The organism is Rhodanobacter sp. UC4438_H5 (genome assembly GCF_052978405.1).
Window position 1 is genome coordinate 1,801,059 of sequence record NZ_CM129672.1, and the last position, 15,547, is coordinate 1,816,605.

13 protein-coding genes are annotated in these 15,547 nt (G+C 65.5%); 3 read left to right on the forward strand and 10 right to left on the reverse strand.

Going from position 1 to position 15,547, the window contains the following annotated elements:
• Positions 1 to 13: 13 nt before the first annotated feature.
• The 4 genes from ACVCL9_RS08575 to ACVCL9_RS08590 form a co-directional block, all read right to left on the reverse strand.
• Entirely contained in the window at positions 14 to 664 is a 651-nt protein-coding gene (locus ACVCL9_RS08575; RefSeq protein WP_447098416.1) for a rhomboid family intramembrane serine protease, read from the reverse strand.
• Between the two features lie 153 nt (positions 665 to 817).
• On the reverse strand, positions 818 to 1,525 hold the full coding sequence (locus ACVCL9_RS08580) for a C40 family peptidase (protein WP_395119614.1): 708 nt from the start codon (positions 1,523 to 1,525) through the stop codon (positions 818 to 820).
• 182 nt (positions 1,526 to 1,707) lie between these two features.
• Positions 1,708 to 2,442, reverse strand: coding sequence for a YggS family pyridoxal phosphate-dependent enzyme (locus ACVCL9_RS08585; RefSeq protein WP_447098415.1), 735 nt, complete (start codon positions 2,440 to 2,442; stop codon positions 1,708 to 1,710).
• A gap of 112 nt (positions 2,443 to 2,554) precedes the next feature.
• Entirely contained in the window at positions 2,555 to 3,970 is a 1,416-nt protein-coding gene (locus ACVCL9_RS08590; protein WP_447098414.1) for a M20 family metallopeptidase, read from the reverse strand.
• A gap of 219 nt (positions 3,971 to 4,189) precedes the next feature.
• On the opposite strand from ACVCL9_RS08590, the gene ACVCL9_RS08595 reads away from it, so the two are divergent.
• The 3 genes from ACVCL9_RS08595 to ACVCL9_RS08605 all read left to right on the forward strand — a co-directional run bounded on the left by ACVCL9_RS08595 (position 4,190) and on the right by ACVCL9_RS08605 (position 5,642).
• Entirely contained in the window at positions 4,190 to 4,528 is a 339-nt protein-coding gene (locus ACVCL9_RS08595; RefSeq protein ID WP_447098413.1) for a ComEA family DNA-binding protein, read from the forward strand.
• Between the two features lie 82 nt (positions 4,529 to 4,610).
• Positions 4,611 to 5,090: an SET domain-containing protein-lysine N-methyltransferase gene (locus ACVCL9_RS08600; protein WP_447098412.1), complete on the forward strand. Its 480-nt coding sequence runs from the start codon at positions 4,611 to 4,613 to the stop codon at positions 5,088 to 5,090.
• Positions 5,091 to 5,102: 12 nt separating this feature from the next.
• Positions 5,103 to 5,642 carry a GNAT family N-acetyltransferase gene (locus ACVCL9_RS08605; protein WP_447098411.1) on the forward strand — a complete coding sequence of 180 codons (540 nt, stop codon included), beginning with the start codon at positions 5,103 to 5,105 and terminating at the stop codon, positions 5,640 to 5,642.
• A 7-nt stretch (positions 5,643 to 5,649) separates the two neighbouring features.
• Here ACVCL9_RS08605 and ACVCL9_RS08610 read toward each other — a convergent pair whose 3' ends face one another.
• The 6 genes from ACVCL9_RS08610 to tssF all read right to left on the reverse strand — a co-directional run bounded on the left by ACVCL9_RS08610 (position 5,650) and on the right by tssF (position 15,544).
• Positions 5,650 to 7,272 (reverse strand): sulfite reductase subunit alpha, encoded by a 1,623-nt coding sequence (locus ACVCL9_RS08610; protein ID WP_447098410.1) that lies wholly within the window; start codon positions 7,270 to 7,272, stop codon positions 5,650 to 5,652.
• 291 nt (positions 7,273 to 7,563) lie between these two features.
• The gene (locus tag ACVCL9_RS08615) at positions 7,564 to 8,577 is read right to left on the reverse strand and encodes a hypothetical protein (RefSeq protein ID WP_395119621.1); all 1,014 of its coding nucleotides are present in this window, start codon (positions 8,575 to 8,577) and stop codon (positions 7,564 to 7,566) included.
• Between the two features lie 170 nt (positions 8,578 to 8,747).
• Positions 8,748 to 9,740: a hypothetical protein gene (locus ACVCL9_RS08620; protein ID WP_395119622.1), complete on the reverse strand. Its 993-nt coding sequence runs from the start codon at positions 9,738 to 9,740 to the stop codon at positions 8,748 to 8,750.
• Positions 9,741 to 9,860: 120 nt separating this feature from the next.
• Positions 9,861 to 12,605 (reverse strand): type VI secretion system ATPase TssH, encoded by a 2,745-nt coding sequence (tssH, locus tag ACVCL9_RS08625; RefSeq protein WP_447098409.1) that lies wholly within the window; start codon positions 12,603 to 12,605, stop codon positions 9,861 to 9,863.
• A 69-nt stretch (positions 12,606 to 12,674) separates the two neighbouring features.
• The gene (gene tssG / locus ACVCL9_RS08630) at positions 12,675 to 13,697 is read right to left on the reverse strand and encodes a type VI secretion system baseplate subunit TssG (RefSeq protein ID WP_324899059.1); all 1,023 of its coding nucleotides are present in this window, start codon (positions 13,695 to 13,697) and stop codon (positions 12,675 to 12,677) included.
• Positions 13,661 to 15,544: a type VI secretion system baseplate subunit TssF gene (gene tssF, locus ACVCL9_RS08635; protein ID WP_324899057.1), complete on the reverse strand. Its 1,884-nt coding sequence runs from the start codon at positions 15,542 to 15,544 to the stop codon at positions 13,661 to 13,663. The genes tssG and tssF overlap by 37 nt, the downstream gene beginning before the upstream one ends.
• Positions 15,545 to 15,547 lie beyond the last annotated feature (3 nt).

Genomic DNA, 15,547 nt, shown 5'->3' on the forward strand with positions numbered 1-15,547 from the left:
CCGATTCCCGGATCTACAGCATCAGCCGCCGCTTCGGCTTGATCGGCAGCTTGCCTCGCCAGTACTGGATCAGCACGATGCCGCCGACCATGCCGCCGAGATGGGCGAAATGGGCCACGCCGGCTTGGGTGCCGGTCACGCCCAGCACCAGCTCCACCGCCGCATAGCCGATCACGAAGATCCATGCGGGGATCGGCACCGGCAGGAAGATCAGCATCATCTTCTCGTGCGGATACAGCATGCCGAAGGCCAGCAACAGGCCGAAAATCGCGCCCGACGCGCCCAGCGTGGGATAGAAGCCATGGGTGAACCAGTGCACCACGATCAGCTGGGCCACCGCCGCCACGACTGCGCAGACAAAGTAGTAGATGATGAAATTGCGCGCGCCGAAGGTGCGCTCGATGGTGCCGCCGAACATGAACAGCGCGAACATGTTGAACGCGATGTGGGTCAGGCCGCCGTGCATGAAGGCGTAGGTCACCAGCTGCCACGGGCGAAAGCCGATCGAGGCCAGGCCCTGCGTGGTCTGGAACACCTGGTCGGCCCCCCACGGCCACAGCGCGAAATACTGCAGGAAGACCTCGCCGAAGAACTGTTGCAGCAGGTAGACGACGATGTTGGCGATCAGCAGGTTGCGCGTGACCGGCGGCAGATCAAGAGGCATCAGGCGGTTCCGGGGAAAGGGGCTCGACCCCAAGCGTAACGGCGCGCGCGCCCGGCCGCCATGCAGGTGATGTCGCGGGGGTCCGATCGGCCCATGGCGCCGGCCATAAAAAAGCCGCCTTGCGGCGGCTGCAGAACGCACCTGTGCAGGTACTCAACCCTTGTTGTTGGCAGCCAGCGCCATCGCCTCCGGCCGCTTGGCACCGGCGAAACGCTTGGCCCAGTAACCGTCGTCCAGGCTGGAGATTTCCACCGACTTGCCGGCGCTCGGCGAATGGATGAAACGTCCGCCGGAAATGTAGATGCCCACATGCGAGATGCGGTGACGGCCATGGGTGCGGAAGAACACCAGGTCGCCCGGCTTGATGTCGGCGCGATTGATCTTGACCCCGGCCAGGAACTGGCTGGCGGAGGTGCTCGGCAACTGCAGGCCGATCGCGTGCGAGAACACGTAGCGCACGAAGCCGCTGCAATCGAAACCGGTGGCCGGATTGCGGCCGCCGCGCACGTAGCGGATGTCGCGCAGACCCATCGCCGCGGCCAGCAATGCCTTGCGCAGGTCGGTGATGTTCTGCGTGGCGACGCGGGCTTCCGGAGTCCGGGCAGTCGTGATCGCCGGCTCGGCCGCAGCCGCCTGCGTGTCCGCCGCCTGGGGCAGCAGGTCGCTGGCGTTGTCGGGCAGTACCGACTGGCTCAGGCGAACGGCCGGGCTGAAGCTGGGGAGCGGCTGCAGCAGCGGCGCGGCCACGCTAACGGAAGCCGATGCGCTGAAGGCAGTGTCGAGATTAGCGGCGCGAAGGGTTCCGGAAAACAGCAGCGCAGGCACAAGCGCAGCAAGCACGATCAATCGCTGGGTTGGCATGCAGGAAAATCCCGGATATTCACGGAGTTGGCCATCACCGCAAAGCGGCAACGACGTGACTGAGCCGTGAAAATACCAAGCCAGGGCCCCTCGTATGTTGGATTGAGGTTAAGTGAACCCTGCCGTTTCGGTATTTCGGGACGCACCGCACATTTGACACAAGTTACTGATAATAAAATGGTTTACTTGCCATCTGACGACTCGGGCCAGTAGTGCGAGTCCGGATAGGGTCGCCGGCCGAAGATCGCGGTGCCGATCCGCACCTCGGTCGCTCCCTCGGCGATGGCGAGCGGAAAATCACCGCTCATGCCCATGGAAAGTTTTGGCAAATCATGCCCTTGCAAAACCGCCTGGTCGCGCAGCTCGCGCAACCGACGAAAGCAGCCGCGCACCTCGACCGGATCGGTGGAGTGGATCGCCAGGGTCATCAGCCCGCCTACGCGCAAGGTGGCGTAGCCGCGCAGGGTGTCGAGGAAGCCGGGCAGCTGTTCAGGCGTCAGTCCGTATTTGCTGGGCTCGGTGGAGGTCTTCACCTGCACCAGCACGTCGATCGCCCGACCCTCGTGCTGCAGGCGGCGATCCAGCGCCTCGGCCAGTTCCAGGCGATCCAGCGACTGCACTTCGCTGGCCAGCCGCGCCACGTCTTTTGCCTTGTTGGTCTGCAGGTGGCCGATCATCACCCAAGCGATGCCGCAGTCGACCAGCAGCGGTGCCTTGTCGCGGATCTCCTGCACCTTGTTCTCGCCGAAGCGGCGCATGCCCAGCGCCACGCCCTCGCGGATCAGCTCCGGACCGAAGGTCTTGCTGACCGGCAGGATGGATACCTCGGCCGGGTCGCGGCCGGCGGCCCGGCAGGCCTCGTCCACCCGGCGCCGGATATCGGACCAGTTGGCGGCGAGGTGGGAATGGGTGGTCATCTTGCAGACTCCGCGGGAGAAAAAGGAGTGAGAAATGAGGAGTGAGAGATGAGCGGACGCGTGCGATGCGGCTATCTCTCACTCCTCACTACTCACTACTCACTCCTCGCCCTCAGCCTTGCGCGAAGTGCTTCGCCACCACCTCGGCCACCACCATGCTGACCTTCTTGCCGGTGGGGATGTGCAGGAACTCGTTCGGGCCGTGCGCGTTGGAATGCGGACCGAGCACGCCGGTGATCAGGAACTGCGCCTTGGGGAATTTCTCGCCCAGCATGCCCATGAACGGGATGCTGCCGCCTTCGCCCATGTAGGTGGCCGGCGCGCCGAAGTAGTGCTGCGAGGCATCGCTGACCGCCTGCTCCAGCCACGGCGACAGTGCGGGCGCGTTCCAGCCCGAGCCGTCCTTTTCCAGGGTGAACGTGACCTTGGCGCCGTACGGCGGGTCCTTCTCCAGCAACTGCTTGACGAACTCGCCGGCCTTGGCGCCGTTGAGCGTGGGCGGCACGCGCAGGCTCAGCTTCACCGCGGTGAACGGGCGCAGCACGTTGCCGGCGCTTTCCAGCGGCGGAATGCCGCCGATGCCGGTCACCGCCAGCTGCGGGCGCCAGGTGCGGTTGAGCACCAGCTCGGCAAGGTTCTTGGTGACCGGCTGCATGCCCTCGGCCCACGGGAACTTGCTGTAGATGTCCTCGCCCAGCACCTCGGCCGACAGTTTGGCCTGGTCGATGCGCTGCTGCGGAATGTCGACGTACAGCTCCTTCGGCTTGATCGTGCCGGTGGCCGGGTCCTCCAGCCGCGACAGCAGCTCGCGCAGGATGCGGAAGCTCGACGGCACCACGCCGGACGCATCGCCCGAATGCACGCCCTCTTCCAGCACCTGCACGGTGAGGTTGCCGCCGGTCATGCCGCGCAGGGACGTGGTCAGCCACAGCTGGTCGTAGTTGCCGCAGCCCGAATCCAGGCACACCACCAGCGACGGGCTGCCGATGCGCTCGGCGAGGTGATCGACGTAAAACGGCAGGTCGTAGCTGCCCGATTCCTCGCAGGCCTCGATCATCACCACGCAGCGCGCATGCGGAATGCCCTGCTCGTGCAGCGCCAGCAGCGCGGCCAGCGAGCCGAAAATCGCATAGCCGTCGTCGGCGCCGCCACGGCCGTACAGCTTGTCGCCCTTGAGCACCGGCGTCCACGGACCGAGACCATCAGCCCAGCCGGTCATCTCCGGCTGCTTGTCCAGGTGGCCGTACAGCATGACGGTGTCGTCGCCCTGGCCGGGAACTTCGATGTAGATGAGCGGCGTGCGCCCTTCCAGCCGCACCACTTCCAGCGAGGCACCCGGCAACTGGCTGAGCTTGGAGCGCGCCCAGGTTTCCATCAGCTTCACGGCCGCATCCATGTAGCCGTGCGCCACCCAGTCCTTGTCGAACATCGGCGACTTGTTGGGAATGCGGATGTATTCGACCAGTTGCGGCACGATCTCCGCATCCCACAAATCGCTGACGAAACGGGACAGGCGGCTGGTATCCATGGGCAACTCCAACGTGGCGAACAATCGCTCATTGTAGCAGCGCACCCGCAGCGGCACCGACGTCGCGGGCGGCCGTCGCCCACACGAGCGGGGGCGCAAGCCGCACGTCGGGGCAACCCGGGGTCCGGCTGCGCGGCCATGCGGTGGCGCGCATGGTGAGGGCGCGGCGTCGACCGCCGCGATCCACCCGCCAACCCGCCATTTCACGGAGGAAAGACCATGTTCCACAAGCTCGCCGCCATCACCCTCGCGCTGGGCCTCGCCGCCCCGGGGCTGCTGTTCGCCGCCACGCCGGTCAACATCAACAAGGCCGATGCCAAGGTCATCGCCAAATCGCTCGACGGGATCGGCGCGACCCGCGCCGAGGCCATCGTGGCCTGGCGCGAGGCGCACGGCCCGTTCAAGAAGGCCGACGACCTGAAACATGTCAAGGGCATCGGCAAGGCCACGATCGAGCGCAACCGCAGCGCGATCCTGTTCGCCGACGACGGCGCCGCCGGCAGCGACACCGCCGCCGTACCCAAGCCGCGACGCGGCAAGGCGGCCGCCAGCGAGTAATCCCGGCGGCGACGGGCGCAAGCGGTGCGCGCCCTGCACCGCTTGCGCTACACTCGCGCGCCGCATCCGCCGCCGCGCCGACATGATCCTCCCGCGTTACCACATTGCCGCCTCCGCCATCGCCGGTGCCGGCAAGGGTCTGTTCCTCGACGAGGCGGTGGCCGCGGGCCGCATCCTTACAGCACCTGACGGCATCGAACAGACCTACCGGCAGGCCGACATCGAGGCCTCCGACGCGCTGCGCAGCTTGTGGCACGCCAGCGCACGCTGGTTCGAGGACCGCTACACGCTGTCGCCGGAATGGCCCGACGAGTGCTTCATCAACCACAGCTTCACGCCGAACGGACTGTGGCACCTGGGTTTCGTGTTCGCCCTGGCGGACCTGCCCGCCGGCAGCGAAATCACCGTGGATTACCGCCACCTGCTGCCTCCCGGCCAGGCCGAGGACTTTGTCGATGCGGCCACGGGTGAGACAATAACGGGGTTGTCCTGGCAAGAGAGCCTCGTCAGCAGTACCCGCGCCCTGGCCGAACTGCTGGCTCCCGCTCGATCCGGGTCGTGATGGTTGATGGTGATGGTTGAGATTCCTACCCTTGAGACGCCGCGGTTGCGCCTGACCGCGTTGAGCGAACGACACTTCAACGACTACGCCGCGATGCTGGCCGATCCGGACAGCACCCGCTGGGTGGGCGACGGCCAACCGTTGGACCGCACCAACGCCTGGCGCTCGCTGGCGATGCTGTTGGGCCACTGGCAGTTGCGGGGTTTCGGCATGTGGGCGCTGGAGCTGAAGGAGACCGGCGAGTTCGTCGGCCGCGCCGGCCTGATGTATCCGGACGGCTGGCCGGACCTGGAGCTTGGCTGGATGCTCAAGCCGACGCATCGCCACCAGGGCTATGCCACCGAGGCGGGCAATGCGACGCTGGATTTCGCCTGGACCCAGTTGCGCGCGCCGCGCGTGATCAGCCTGGTGCGCATCGGCAACGAGGCCTCCGACCGGCTGGCCGAGCGGCTCGGCGGCGAACACATCGAGAACATCGACTTCTACGGCAGCAACAGCCACGTGTTCGCCTACTACCCGCCGCATCGCGAACGCCACCGCGCCTACGCCTGAGCGGACGTCAGTAGACGTCGCGGCGATAACGCCCCTGCTCACGCAACTGCGCGACCTGTCCCGCCCCCAGCACGTCGCACAACGCCGCATCGACGCCGGGGGCCAGCCCGTCGAGGCTGCCGCAGACGTAGATCGCCGCCCCCTCGTCGACCCAGCGCCGCAGCTCGTCGCCGGCTTCGCGCAGACGCTGCTGCACATGGATGCGCTCGCCCTGGTCGCGCGACCAGGCAAAATCGGCGCGCTCGATGGCGCCTTCGCCGATCCAGCGCTCGATGTCTTCCCGGTGGAGGAAGTCGTGCGCACGATGACGCTCGCCGAACAGCAGCCAGTTGCGCGTCCGGCCGACGGCGATGCGCTGCTTGAGCAGGGCGCGCAAGGCGGCCAGGCCCGTGCCATTGCCGATCAGCACCAACGGGCGCGCATCGCGAGGCGCATGGAAGTTGACGTTGCTGCGCACGCGCAGCGCGATCTCCGCGCCGATCGGCGCGTGCTCGGTAAGCCAGCCCGAGCCCAACCCGGGATAGCCGCCACGCGCACGCATCCGGCGCACGATCAACTGCAGCGTGCCGTCCCGCGGCAGCGAGGCGATCGAGTACGCGCGATGCGGCAGCTGTTGCAATATCGCGGCGACGCCTTCCTCGTCCAGGCCGTCGACCTCGCCCGGCTCGGGCAGGCGACAGCGCGCCAGCAAGGTCGCCAATGGCAGCCGCTCCTGGTGCCCGAACGGCACCACGACGCGGCCATCCAGCCCCCGCGCCGCCAGCCATGCCGCCACCGCTTCGGCGGCATGGCAAGGACCGATCTCGGCCAGGTCGCCGGCCTGCCAATCGGCACGACCTTCCAGCGGCTTCATCGCCAGATGGAAGCAGGGTTCACCCACGCTGCCCGGATTGAGCAGGCGGCGCTCGACCAGTTGCCAGCGCTGGTATTTCGGCGCCTGCCAGTCCGGCAGATCAGGCGCGCCGCCGAGCATGGCCAGGTGATGCTGCCAGTGGCGCAGGCTGGCGTCGTCCTCGCTGTCCACCTCCACCGGATCGAACAGCGCCTGCGCGCCGCTGGCCTGCAGCCAGCGCTGGAGCTGGCGGCCGAAGCCGCAGAAGTCCTCGTAGTCGCTGTCGCCCAGGGCCAGCAGGCCGTAATGCAGGCCGGCCAGTGACGCCGGCTGTTGCATCAGCTTTCGGCTGAACCTCTGTGCCATGTCCGGTGGCTCGCCATCGCCGGTGGTGCTGACCACGAACAGCACGCGGCCGGCCTGGCGCAGGTCGTCCAGCGCCAGATCGCCGATGCCGATCATGCGAGTGGGCAGACCGGCCAGTTGCAGGCTCTGCGCGGTCTGCCGCGCCAGTTGTTCGGCGAAACCGGTCTGGCTGGCGTACACCACGCGCAACATCGCGTCCGCGGGCCGAGCCTCGATGCTGCGGATGTCGCCCGCATCGCGCGTGGCGGGCGACTCTGAGGCCGCCATGTCCTTCACGGCGACCGGCCGGCGTGGCGCGGCATGGCGCCGAAAGCGCAACAGGCCGAACAGATCCAGCGCCGAAATGATCCAGTGCCACGGGTACAACTGGCGCGTGCAGAAGGTACCGCGCTGCAGCTGTGCGTTACCGACGGAGGAGGTGGGTTGATTCATGGCGATCCGTGTTCCGCGCGCCAGCCCTTCCCGCGGCAACTTGCGTGGGCGCGAAAGACGGAACCGGCGCGGTGCCGGGCAAATGATCCGGTCGCATCATTAGACAGTAAACAAGAATCAATCGCAATACGGAACGTCAGGGAACGCAGCATTCCCCATGGGCGAAATGGCTGCCCCGACCGATGAGCAATGCACCACGGACGCGGCGCCACACACGCCGGCGCTATCGTCCGGCGAGGTACAAACGGGTAACGCGCGCGCCCCTCGCAACCGCCGTGCCCGCGCCGGCAGTCAGCTCAACCCGATCTGCTTCATCGCCTTGCTCTTGATGCCTGCGAAGAAACCCTTCTTCGCATGCGTCCCCTTGTTGCTGCTCAGCCCCTCCAGCTGCAGGCGGGAACCCATGATGTTCTTGTTGGCGATCTTCAGCAGCGGGTCCATCTGCTTCTTCTTCATCAGCTCGACCTTGTCCATCCAGCCCGGCAGGCCGATGTCGGCGACGAACATGTTGGCGACCGCCGAGGTGTCGGCGCAGGTGAGCAGGTAGCAGCCGAGGATCGGGCACTCGCCGAACACCGTGAGATCCAGCGTGTTGGGCGCCGCCAACCGCTTGTTGCCGGCACGCATGTCCTTGATGTCCAGGCCCAGCGAGAACAGCTGGAGGCCCAGGCTGGCCAGCGTGTTGGCCACGCCGATCGCCGCGGTAGTGGCCGTGCCGAAGTCGGCGAACAGACCGCCGATCTTCGCTCCCGTCGCCACCGTCTGCTGGCCCAGTTTCACCGAGTGCTGGGCCAGGTCGCGCTTGATGATCGCCTGGATCGCTTCGGCCGCCGCACTCGGATCACCCATGCGGAAGCCATTCTTGTATTCGTCGCTCTTGTAGAGGTTGTAGCCGTCCTGCGCCACCGCCTTGCCCGCCTTGGCCAGCTTCACCGTGCTGGTGACCACGCCGAGGTAGGGCGTCACCTCCGACACCAGTTCGTGCAGCACCTCGCCGCCGATCGCCTCGATCACGTCGTGGATGTTCTCCACGTCGGCGCATTCCACCATGAAGTTCTCGAACGCCTCCTTCATGCCCGGCACGCTGGCGACCTTGCTTGCCGTGCTGCCGCCCTTGGCAAGCTTGTCGACGCCCGACTTCAGCTTCTTGCCGGACGACAGCAGCGACTTGCCCGACGACAGCATGCTGGCACTGCCGAACTTGAGCTTGGTGCCCCCGAACATGTTGACGACGAGCTGGCGGCGCGCCTTGGCGAGCTCGCCCATGGCGATGAATTCGGCGCGGCTCAAAGGTGTGGAAGGCATGATCGCTGTCCCCTCAAGTAATGTCTCATGACTCGTGGCGCCCCGTGCTTCTCCGTGCCCATCGAACAGGCGGAGATGCCACCGGCATCAAAAAAAAAAGCGCGAACCCGGCCCCGCGATTGCTTATTCAACAAGCCGAACCTGATCCCGTTACTGACCACAGAACCAAACTAGATCAACCCTCCACGATAGAGCTCCGTATTCACCGCCACGCCACCCGTAGCCCCATACCGATTCGTGATGACCAGTTGAGACCCGCTGAAGTCGTAAATGAGCTTTCCATAATTGGAGGTCTGATTTCTGTCGGGAAACAGATTCATCATCCATTGCGCGCGTACCGGTGAATATGGAATATAACGAAGCGCAAAACGCTCCACCTCGTTGGTGGGAGCGGCATTAGGATTGTTTGCAAACTTCATCATTACGTTGTTTCCAAAGTCCGCGTTGCTCATTTTCAGTCTCTGGAGCAGCGCCGCCTTTTCAATCTCAATCTGCTGCTTTTGCGGGCTGTTCTGCAACGCTGCCACCTCCTGCTTCTTGTCGACGTACAGCACTTGATCCTCGTTTTCGCATGTGTGCTTGAGGTCGCCATCGTTGGAAACCGCCCCGGTCCAAGCCACCATCCGAATGTTTCTTGCGCCACACAATTCGCGGAAGAACTTGTAAGCAAAGCTGCTGGCCAACTCGCCGGAGGGAATCATGCCTTCATGATTCAGACGGACGTTCCTACAACGCGCGCCGTAGCACATCACGAGGCTGATTCTGTATTTCTCGTCTCGTATTGGCATGAGAAGCTTGGCCAGGCGCCCGAGTTGCTTGAACGTACAGACAGAACCCCCGCTTGTGGAAAACCCTTCATCGGTGTCATCCGGCTTGCCGTGCAACACGAAAACGACCGTCCGCGACTTCTCGATATGCTTGCGGATGTCCTTGACGTCATCCTTGGATAAGGTGCCAGCCGCGTCCCTTGCAATGAGTTCCTGGCATGGATAGAAGACCATCCTTGCTCGCCCTTTTGTAACCTCTCGCTTGGCATAGACCTGCGCCGTGCCCGCGGCAGCCGCACCTGCACCAAACTTGGAAGGATCTCGCCCCCCTTTCACCTTGCCAGTCGTCACTTGCGGACTGCTGTCTTCGAAATTGAGAATCGTGTAGTAATTCATGATGGCTGAATCCCTCTAAACATTGGCTGCCTTCCGCAAGTCGAGAGGTGGGGCGCAGGTCGGTCCCATGCAGATATTCGATCAGTGCGAGCGAGATGAGTTCTGGCCAGTCGGGCACTTTTACCCAAACCCGTAAGAGAACTCCCCATCCGTCACACCGACCTGCACTTTCGCCACTTCCTCGCCCGCAATCATCCTGGTGAGAAACGCCCGCGAGATATCCGGCAACATGGAGTTGGTCAAGATCGCATCGATCATGCGGCCGCCCGACTCGGTCTCGGTGCAGCGCTCGACCACCAGCTTCACCACGTCCTCGCTGTACTCGAACGGGATCTTGTAGCGGGCCTCGACGCGCTTCTTGATGCGGTTGATCTGCAGCTTGACGATCTTGCCCAGCATCTCCGGGCTCAGCGGGTAGTACGGGATCGTCACCAGGCGGCCCAGCAGCGCTGGCGGGAAGATCTTCAGCAGCGGCTCGCGCAGTGCCTTGGCCATGCCCTCGTGATCGGGCATCAGCTCCGGGTCCTTGCACAGGCCGGCGATCATGTCGGTGCCGGCGTTGGTGGTGAGCAGGATCAGGGTGTTCTTGAAGTCGATCTGGCGGCCCTCGCCGTCTTCCATCACGCCCTTGTCGAACACCTGGAAGAAGATTTCATGGACGTCCGGATGGGCCTTTTCCACCTCGTCCAGCAACACTACCGAATACGGCTTTCGACGCACCGCTTCGGTAAGCACGCCACCCTCGCCATAACCGACATAGCCCGGAGGCGCGCCCTTGAGCGTGGAGACGGTGTGCGCCTCCTGGAACTCGCTCATGTTGATGGTGATGATGTTCTGCTCGCCGCCGTACAGCGCCTCGGCCAGCGCGAGCGCGGTTTCGGTCTTGCCCACGCCGGAGGTGCCGGCGAGCATGAACACGCCGATCGGCTTGTTCGGGTCGACCAGGCCGGCACGCGAGGTCTGGATGCGCTTGGCGATCATCTCCATCGCGTGGTCCTGGCCGATGACGCGCTGGCCCATCAGCTTGGCCAGGTTCATCACGGTCTCGACTTCGCTCTTGACCATGCGACCGACCGGGATGCCGGTCCAGTCCGAGACCACCGAACCCACCGCCTGCTGGTCGACCGAGGCCAGGATCAGCGGATGCTCGCCCTGTAGCTCGGCCAGCTGGCCCTGCAACTCCTGCAGTTCCTTCAATGCAGCAGCGCGATCATCCCCCGCAAGGGCAGCCTCTCCCGCCGATGCCTCCTTTGCTTCGGCAACCTGGTTGGCCGACTCTTCCAGCGCACTGCCGGTGCCTTCTACCGGCGCCGAAGAACCGCGCAACTTCGAGCGGATGTCGAGGATCTTCTCGACCAGATCCTTCTCCTTGATCCAGTTCGCCTCCAGCGTTTCCAGTCGTGCCTTCTGCGTGGCCAGCTTCTCGTTGGCGGCGTCTTCGCGGGCAGTGACGTTCACGCCGACGTTCTTTTCGCGCGCGATGATGCCCAGCTCGGTCTCCAGCGCCTGGATGCGCTTGCGGGTGTCGTCCACCTCGGCCGGCACGGCGTGCTGGCTGATCGCCACGCGGGCGCAGGCGGTATCGAGCAGGCTGACCGACTTGTCCGGCAACTGGCGCGCGGGAATGTAGCGGTGCGACAACTTCACTGCCGCCTCCAGCGCCTCGTCGAGGATCTGCACCTTGTGGTGCTTCTCCATCACGCTGGCGACGCCGCGCATCATCAGGATCGCCTTCTCCTCGCTGGGCTCGTCGATCTGCACGGTCTGGAAGCGGCGGGTCAGCGCGGGGTCTTTCTCGATGTGCTTCTTGTACTCCGCCCAGGTGGTGGCGCCGATCGTGCGCAGGTTGCCGCGCGCCAGTGCGGGCTTGAGCAGGTTCGCCGCGTCGCCGGTGCCGGCCGCGCCGCCGGCGCCGACCAGGGTGTGCGCCTCGTCGATGAACAGGATGATCGGCTTGGTGGACGACTGCACCTCCTCGATCACCTGCTTCAGGCGGTTCTCGAACTCGCCCTTCATGCTGGCGCCGGCCTGCAGCAGACCCACGTCGAGCACGCGCAGTTGCACGTCCTTCAGCGGCGGCGGCACGTCGCCGATGGCGATGCGCATGGCAAAGCCCTCGATCACCGCGGTCTTGCCCACGCCGGCTTCGCCGACCAGCATCGGGTTGTTCTGGCGACGGCGCATGAGGATGTCGACCAGCTGGCGGATCTCGTCGTCGCGACCGACGATCGGGTCCATCTTGCCGTCGCGCGCCTGCGCGGTGAGGTCGATGGTGAACTGCGCCAGCGCTTCCTGCTTGCCCATCTGTGCCGGCGACATCGCGCCGCTTGCCTCGCCCGGCGCGCTGCCACCGCCCATGCGGAAACCGTCGTTCGCATGCTGCCCGTCCTCGGGCGAGCCGCCGACCACCTCGGCGAACTTCTCCACCAATGCTTCGGGCTTGATCTTGTCGAACTCGGCCGAGATGTTGACCAGCGCGCTGCGCAGATTGCGCGTGCGCAGGCAGCCGACGATCAGGTAACCGGTGCGCACCTGCGCCTCGCCGAACATCAGCGTGGCGAACACCCAGCCGCGCTCGACCGCTTCCTCGACGTTGCTGGACAGATCGGAGATGGACGAGGAGCCACGCGGCAGCCGGTCCAGCGCATCGGTGATGTCGCGCGCCAGGTTCGACGGGTTGAGGTTGAACTGCTTGACGATGCGGTGCAGGTCCGAATCCTGCAATTGCAGGATCTGGTGGATCCAGTGCACCAGTTCCACGTACGGATTGCCGCGCAGCTTGCAGAACACCGTCGCGCTTTCGATGCACCGGAAAGCGAGCTTGTTGAGTTTTCCGAACAGCGCGCCGCGACTGATCTCGGCCATGTCATTGATCCTCTGAGTTGATTGCCAATCCCATCATGTCTGTTGCCACGTCGACCCGGCCGCCAGCGGCTATCCCACCGGTTGCAGCACGACCTCGTCGACGTCGTCGTCGTGCCGGGGCGAGCCCATCCACGTCGTCAGGCCCATCCGTCCTTCGCGCCCCAGGCGCGTCACCGGGACATCGGCCTTCTTCAGTACCAACTGCACATCCCAGGCTTTTTCCTCGCCGACGTAGGTTTTCACCGCGGCCACCAGTTGCCGCAGCGCTTCGCCGCCGGGCAGGAAGTTGTTGAACTGGGCGCGGGTGAGCGGCCCCAGGCGCAGGCGGAAACGCTGCTGGCTGCCGCGCACGTATTCGCCGGTGACCGTGGTCAGGCCCAGTGCTGCAACCTCGCGCGAGGCGCCCAAGCGCAGCTGCGAGGCGGACGGCAGGCGCATCCATTCGGCGATGAACTCGACGACGCCCACCGGCACGCGGAAGAAGCGCTCCAGCATGCCCTGCAGGCCTTCGGCATTGCGCGCCTGCTGCAGCAGGCGTGCGGCGAAGAACCGCTTGAACTGGTCCGGCAAGGCGTCGCGATCGCCCAGATCCGGCGTGGCCAGGCCGACCAGCGCGCCCATGTACAGCTGGAAACGATCCTCCTCGGGGCGATCCAGCTGCACCGTGGGCTGGGCGTCGGCCCAGCTGCGGTAGAACAGGCTCATCATGCGATGGTGGAAGATGTCGGCGAACGCGCGGAAGGTGGAATCCCGCGCGTTGATCTCGCGGTCCATCGCGTATTCGGTCAGGTGCAGCGGCAACGGCCCGTTCGGGCCGAACAGGCCGAAGAACAGGCCTCGCATGCGCGCCGGCCGGCCGCCGCCACCGGGCTGGTAGCTGTCCACGGTGCGTGGCGCAAAGGCCAGCGAAGGGGTCTGGCCCAGGCGCACGAAGTCATCGCTGACCTTGGTCGACTGGCCCAGCCGCGGACGCTCCGGGAATGCGCACTCCAACCGCCGGAGCGCTTCGAAGAACTCGAAGGACTCGGGATGGTCGCGCAGCGCGTTCTCCAGCGCTACAGCGTCTGCCGTGTTCCCAGCCGGGCGGGCCATCGGGCGACCTCGTTGCGTTCCAGCGTGCGCAGAACGGTTTCAGTGAAGGAGTTGATCGATACGTAACGGGTAAAGAACTGCTGCATCACCGCGCCCAGCAGGAACGCTCCGGTGCCCTCGAAGGCGCCGTCGTCGCAGGTCAGGGTGATCTCCAGGCCGCGGCCGAAGGTGATCGGCCCGGGCAACGGGATGCGTCGCACGATGGATTGCGAACTCACCGCCTTGAGCCCCTCGATCTGGCGCAGTGCGCTGGAGTCGAACTCGTCGCAGTACAGGGTCAGCATCTCGCGCAGTGCCGCGGCGCCTTCGCCCGCGTTGTTTTCCAGCAGCGACACGTAGTTGAGCTGCAGGTGGCTGAGCAGGCGCCACGCGGTCTCGCCGGTGGCGACCGAGGCACGCGGCTTGGTCGGACCGGCGACGCAGCGGATCGATTCCACCGGCGCGCCCGTCTCCAGGGTGAAGTCGGTGTGGGACTTGCCGACCGGCATCTGCAGCGGCAGGTCGCGGTTGGTGCACATCAGCTGCATGCCGATCTGGCGCAGCTCGGTGGAGTACGGCGCCTCGCTGGAGTCGACCAGCGAGATGAACATCTCGTTGCCGATGTAGCTGGAGCGCGCACCCTGGCGCTTCTGCCGGGAGGACAACAGCCGCGGCTCGCGGCGGATCGTGTAGTAGGCCGAGTGCCGCGCGTGCCAGGTGCGCTCGTCGCAGCCGTAGAACGGCAGGAAGCGCTGCTCCGGCTCCTGCCGGTCGCCGAACCCCTCGACGTTGCCGATGCTGTGGATTTCGAAATCCATCGGCCGGGTGCGATCGGCGAGGATGTGGTATTCGCTGGTGCCCTGCGTCAGGTGGATGCGATCGGCACGCCGCGGGAACAGGTTGATCGCCGGCGTGCAGAACAGCCGGAAGTTGCTGACGTCGACGGCGTTGTGCAAGCTGGCCACGCTGCGGTCGAACAACACCACGATCTCGAACTCGTTGCCCTTGGCCCGCGCCAGCAGCGACCGCAGGCCGGTGAACTCGGCGAACAGGAAGCGCTCGGGGCAGGCGAAATACTCCTGCAGCAGCCGGTAGCCGCTGAACGAGCGCCCGGAGTAAGGGATCAGCGCCTCGTCGTCGTCGTAGCCGCGACGCTCGATGTGGCTGGCGTCGTGGTTCTCGTTGATCGCCCCCGACGCGCCCTGCGCGCGGACCTGGTAGCCGACCGCATTGCCGAGCAATTGCTCGTACAGGCGTTTGGGCAGTTCATCGGCGCCGGCAAGGAATATCGGCAGCCGGTCCAGCGCCAGCATGTTGGCCTGGGCACCGGCGGTGACGCGGAACTTCAGGCGCAGGCCGGCGCGTACGATCTTGCCGGCCGGCAGCACCACCCCGGCGGCGGCGATCGCGGCGGGGGTCTCGAAATACTTCGCCTCGGCCAGCTCCAGCGGCCACAGGGTGACCTCGTGGGCGGTGCGGTATTCGCAGGCGGTGCGGTCGTCCTTGCCGATCATGCTGCGCAATGCCGTGTGCCGGGCCACCTTGTGGCCGGCCAGCAGGCCGCTTTCCTTGAGGTCCGGGTGCATCTGCACCACGGCCATCGAGGGCACCGGCGCCAGGTAATGCGGATAGATCATCTCCAGCAGGTGCTGGGTGAACACCGGATACTGCGCGTCGAGTTTGAGCTGCACGCGCGCGGCCATGAAGGCAAAGCCTTCCAGCAGGCGTTCCACGTAGGGGTCGGCGCACTCGAAGCCTTCCAGGCCGAGGCGGCCGGCGATCTTCGGATACTCGCGGGCAAACTCGCCGCCCATTTCGCGTACGTGTTGCAGTTCCCGGTTGTAGTAGCGCAGCAGTCTCGGGTCCATGGG

What these genes read in the sequence shown, in the direction of transcription:
- ACVCL9_RS08575 (WP_447098416.1), bottom strand. Translation starts at nt 664, where the DNA reads ATGCCTCTTGATCTGCCGCCGGTCACGCGCAACCTGCTGATCGCCAAC.
- ACVCL9_RS08580 (WP_395119614.1), bottom strand. Translation starts at nt 1,525, where the DNA reads ATGCCAACCCAGCGATTGATCGTGCTTGCTGCGCTTGTGCCTGCGCTG.
- ACVCL9_RS08585 (WP_447098415.1), bottom strand. Translation starts at nt 2,442, where the DNA reads ATGACCACCCATTCCCACCTCGCCGCCAACTGGTCCGATATCCGGCGC.
- ACVCL9_RS08590 (WP_447098414.1), bottom strand. Translation starts at nt 3,970, where the DNA reads ATGGATACCAGCCGCCTGTCCCGTTTCGTCAGCGATTTGTGGGATGCG.
- ACVCL9_RS08595 (WP_447098413.1), top strand. Translation starts at nt 4,190, where the DNA reads ATGTTCCACAAGCTCGCCGCCATCACCCTCGCGCTGGGCCTCGCCGCC.
- ACVCL9_RS08600 (WP_447098412.1), top strand. Translation starts at nt 4,611, where the DNA reads ATGATCCTCCCGCGTTACCACATTGCCGCCTCCGCCATCGCCGGTGCC.
- ACVCL9_RS08605 (WP_447098411.1), top strand. Translation starts at nt 5,103, where the DNA reads ATGGTTGAGATTCCTACCCTTGAGACGCCGCGGTTGCGCCTGACCGCG.
- ACVCL9_RS08610 (WP_447098410.1), bottom strand. Translation starts at nt 7,272, where the DNA reads ATGAATCAACCCACCTCCTCCGTCGGTAACGCACAGCTGCAGCGCGGT.
- ACVCL9_RS08615 (WP_395119621.1), bottom strand. Translation starts at nt 8,577, where the DNA reads ATGCCTTCCACACCTTTGAGCCGCGCCGAATTCATCGCCATGGGCGAG.
- ACVCL9_RS08620 (WP_395119622.1), bottom strand. Translation starts at nt 9,740, where the DNA reads ATGAATTACTACACGATTCTCAATTTCGAAGACAGCAGTCCGCAAGTG.
- tssH (WP_447098409.1), bottom strand. Translation starts at nt 12,605, where the DNA reads ATGGCCGAGATCAGTCGCGGCGCGCTGTTCGGAAAACTCAACAAGCTC.
- tssG (WP_324899059.1), bottom strand. Translation starts at nt 13,697, where the DNA reads ATGGCCCGCCCGGCTGGGAACACGGCAGACGCTGTAGCGCTGGAGAAC.
- tssF (WP_324899057.1), bottom strand. Translation starts at nt 15,544, where the DNA reads ATGGACCCGAGACTGCTGCGCTACTACAACCGGGAACTGCAACACGTA.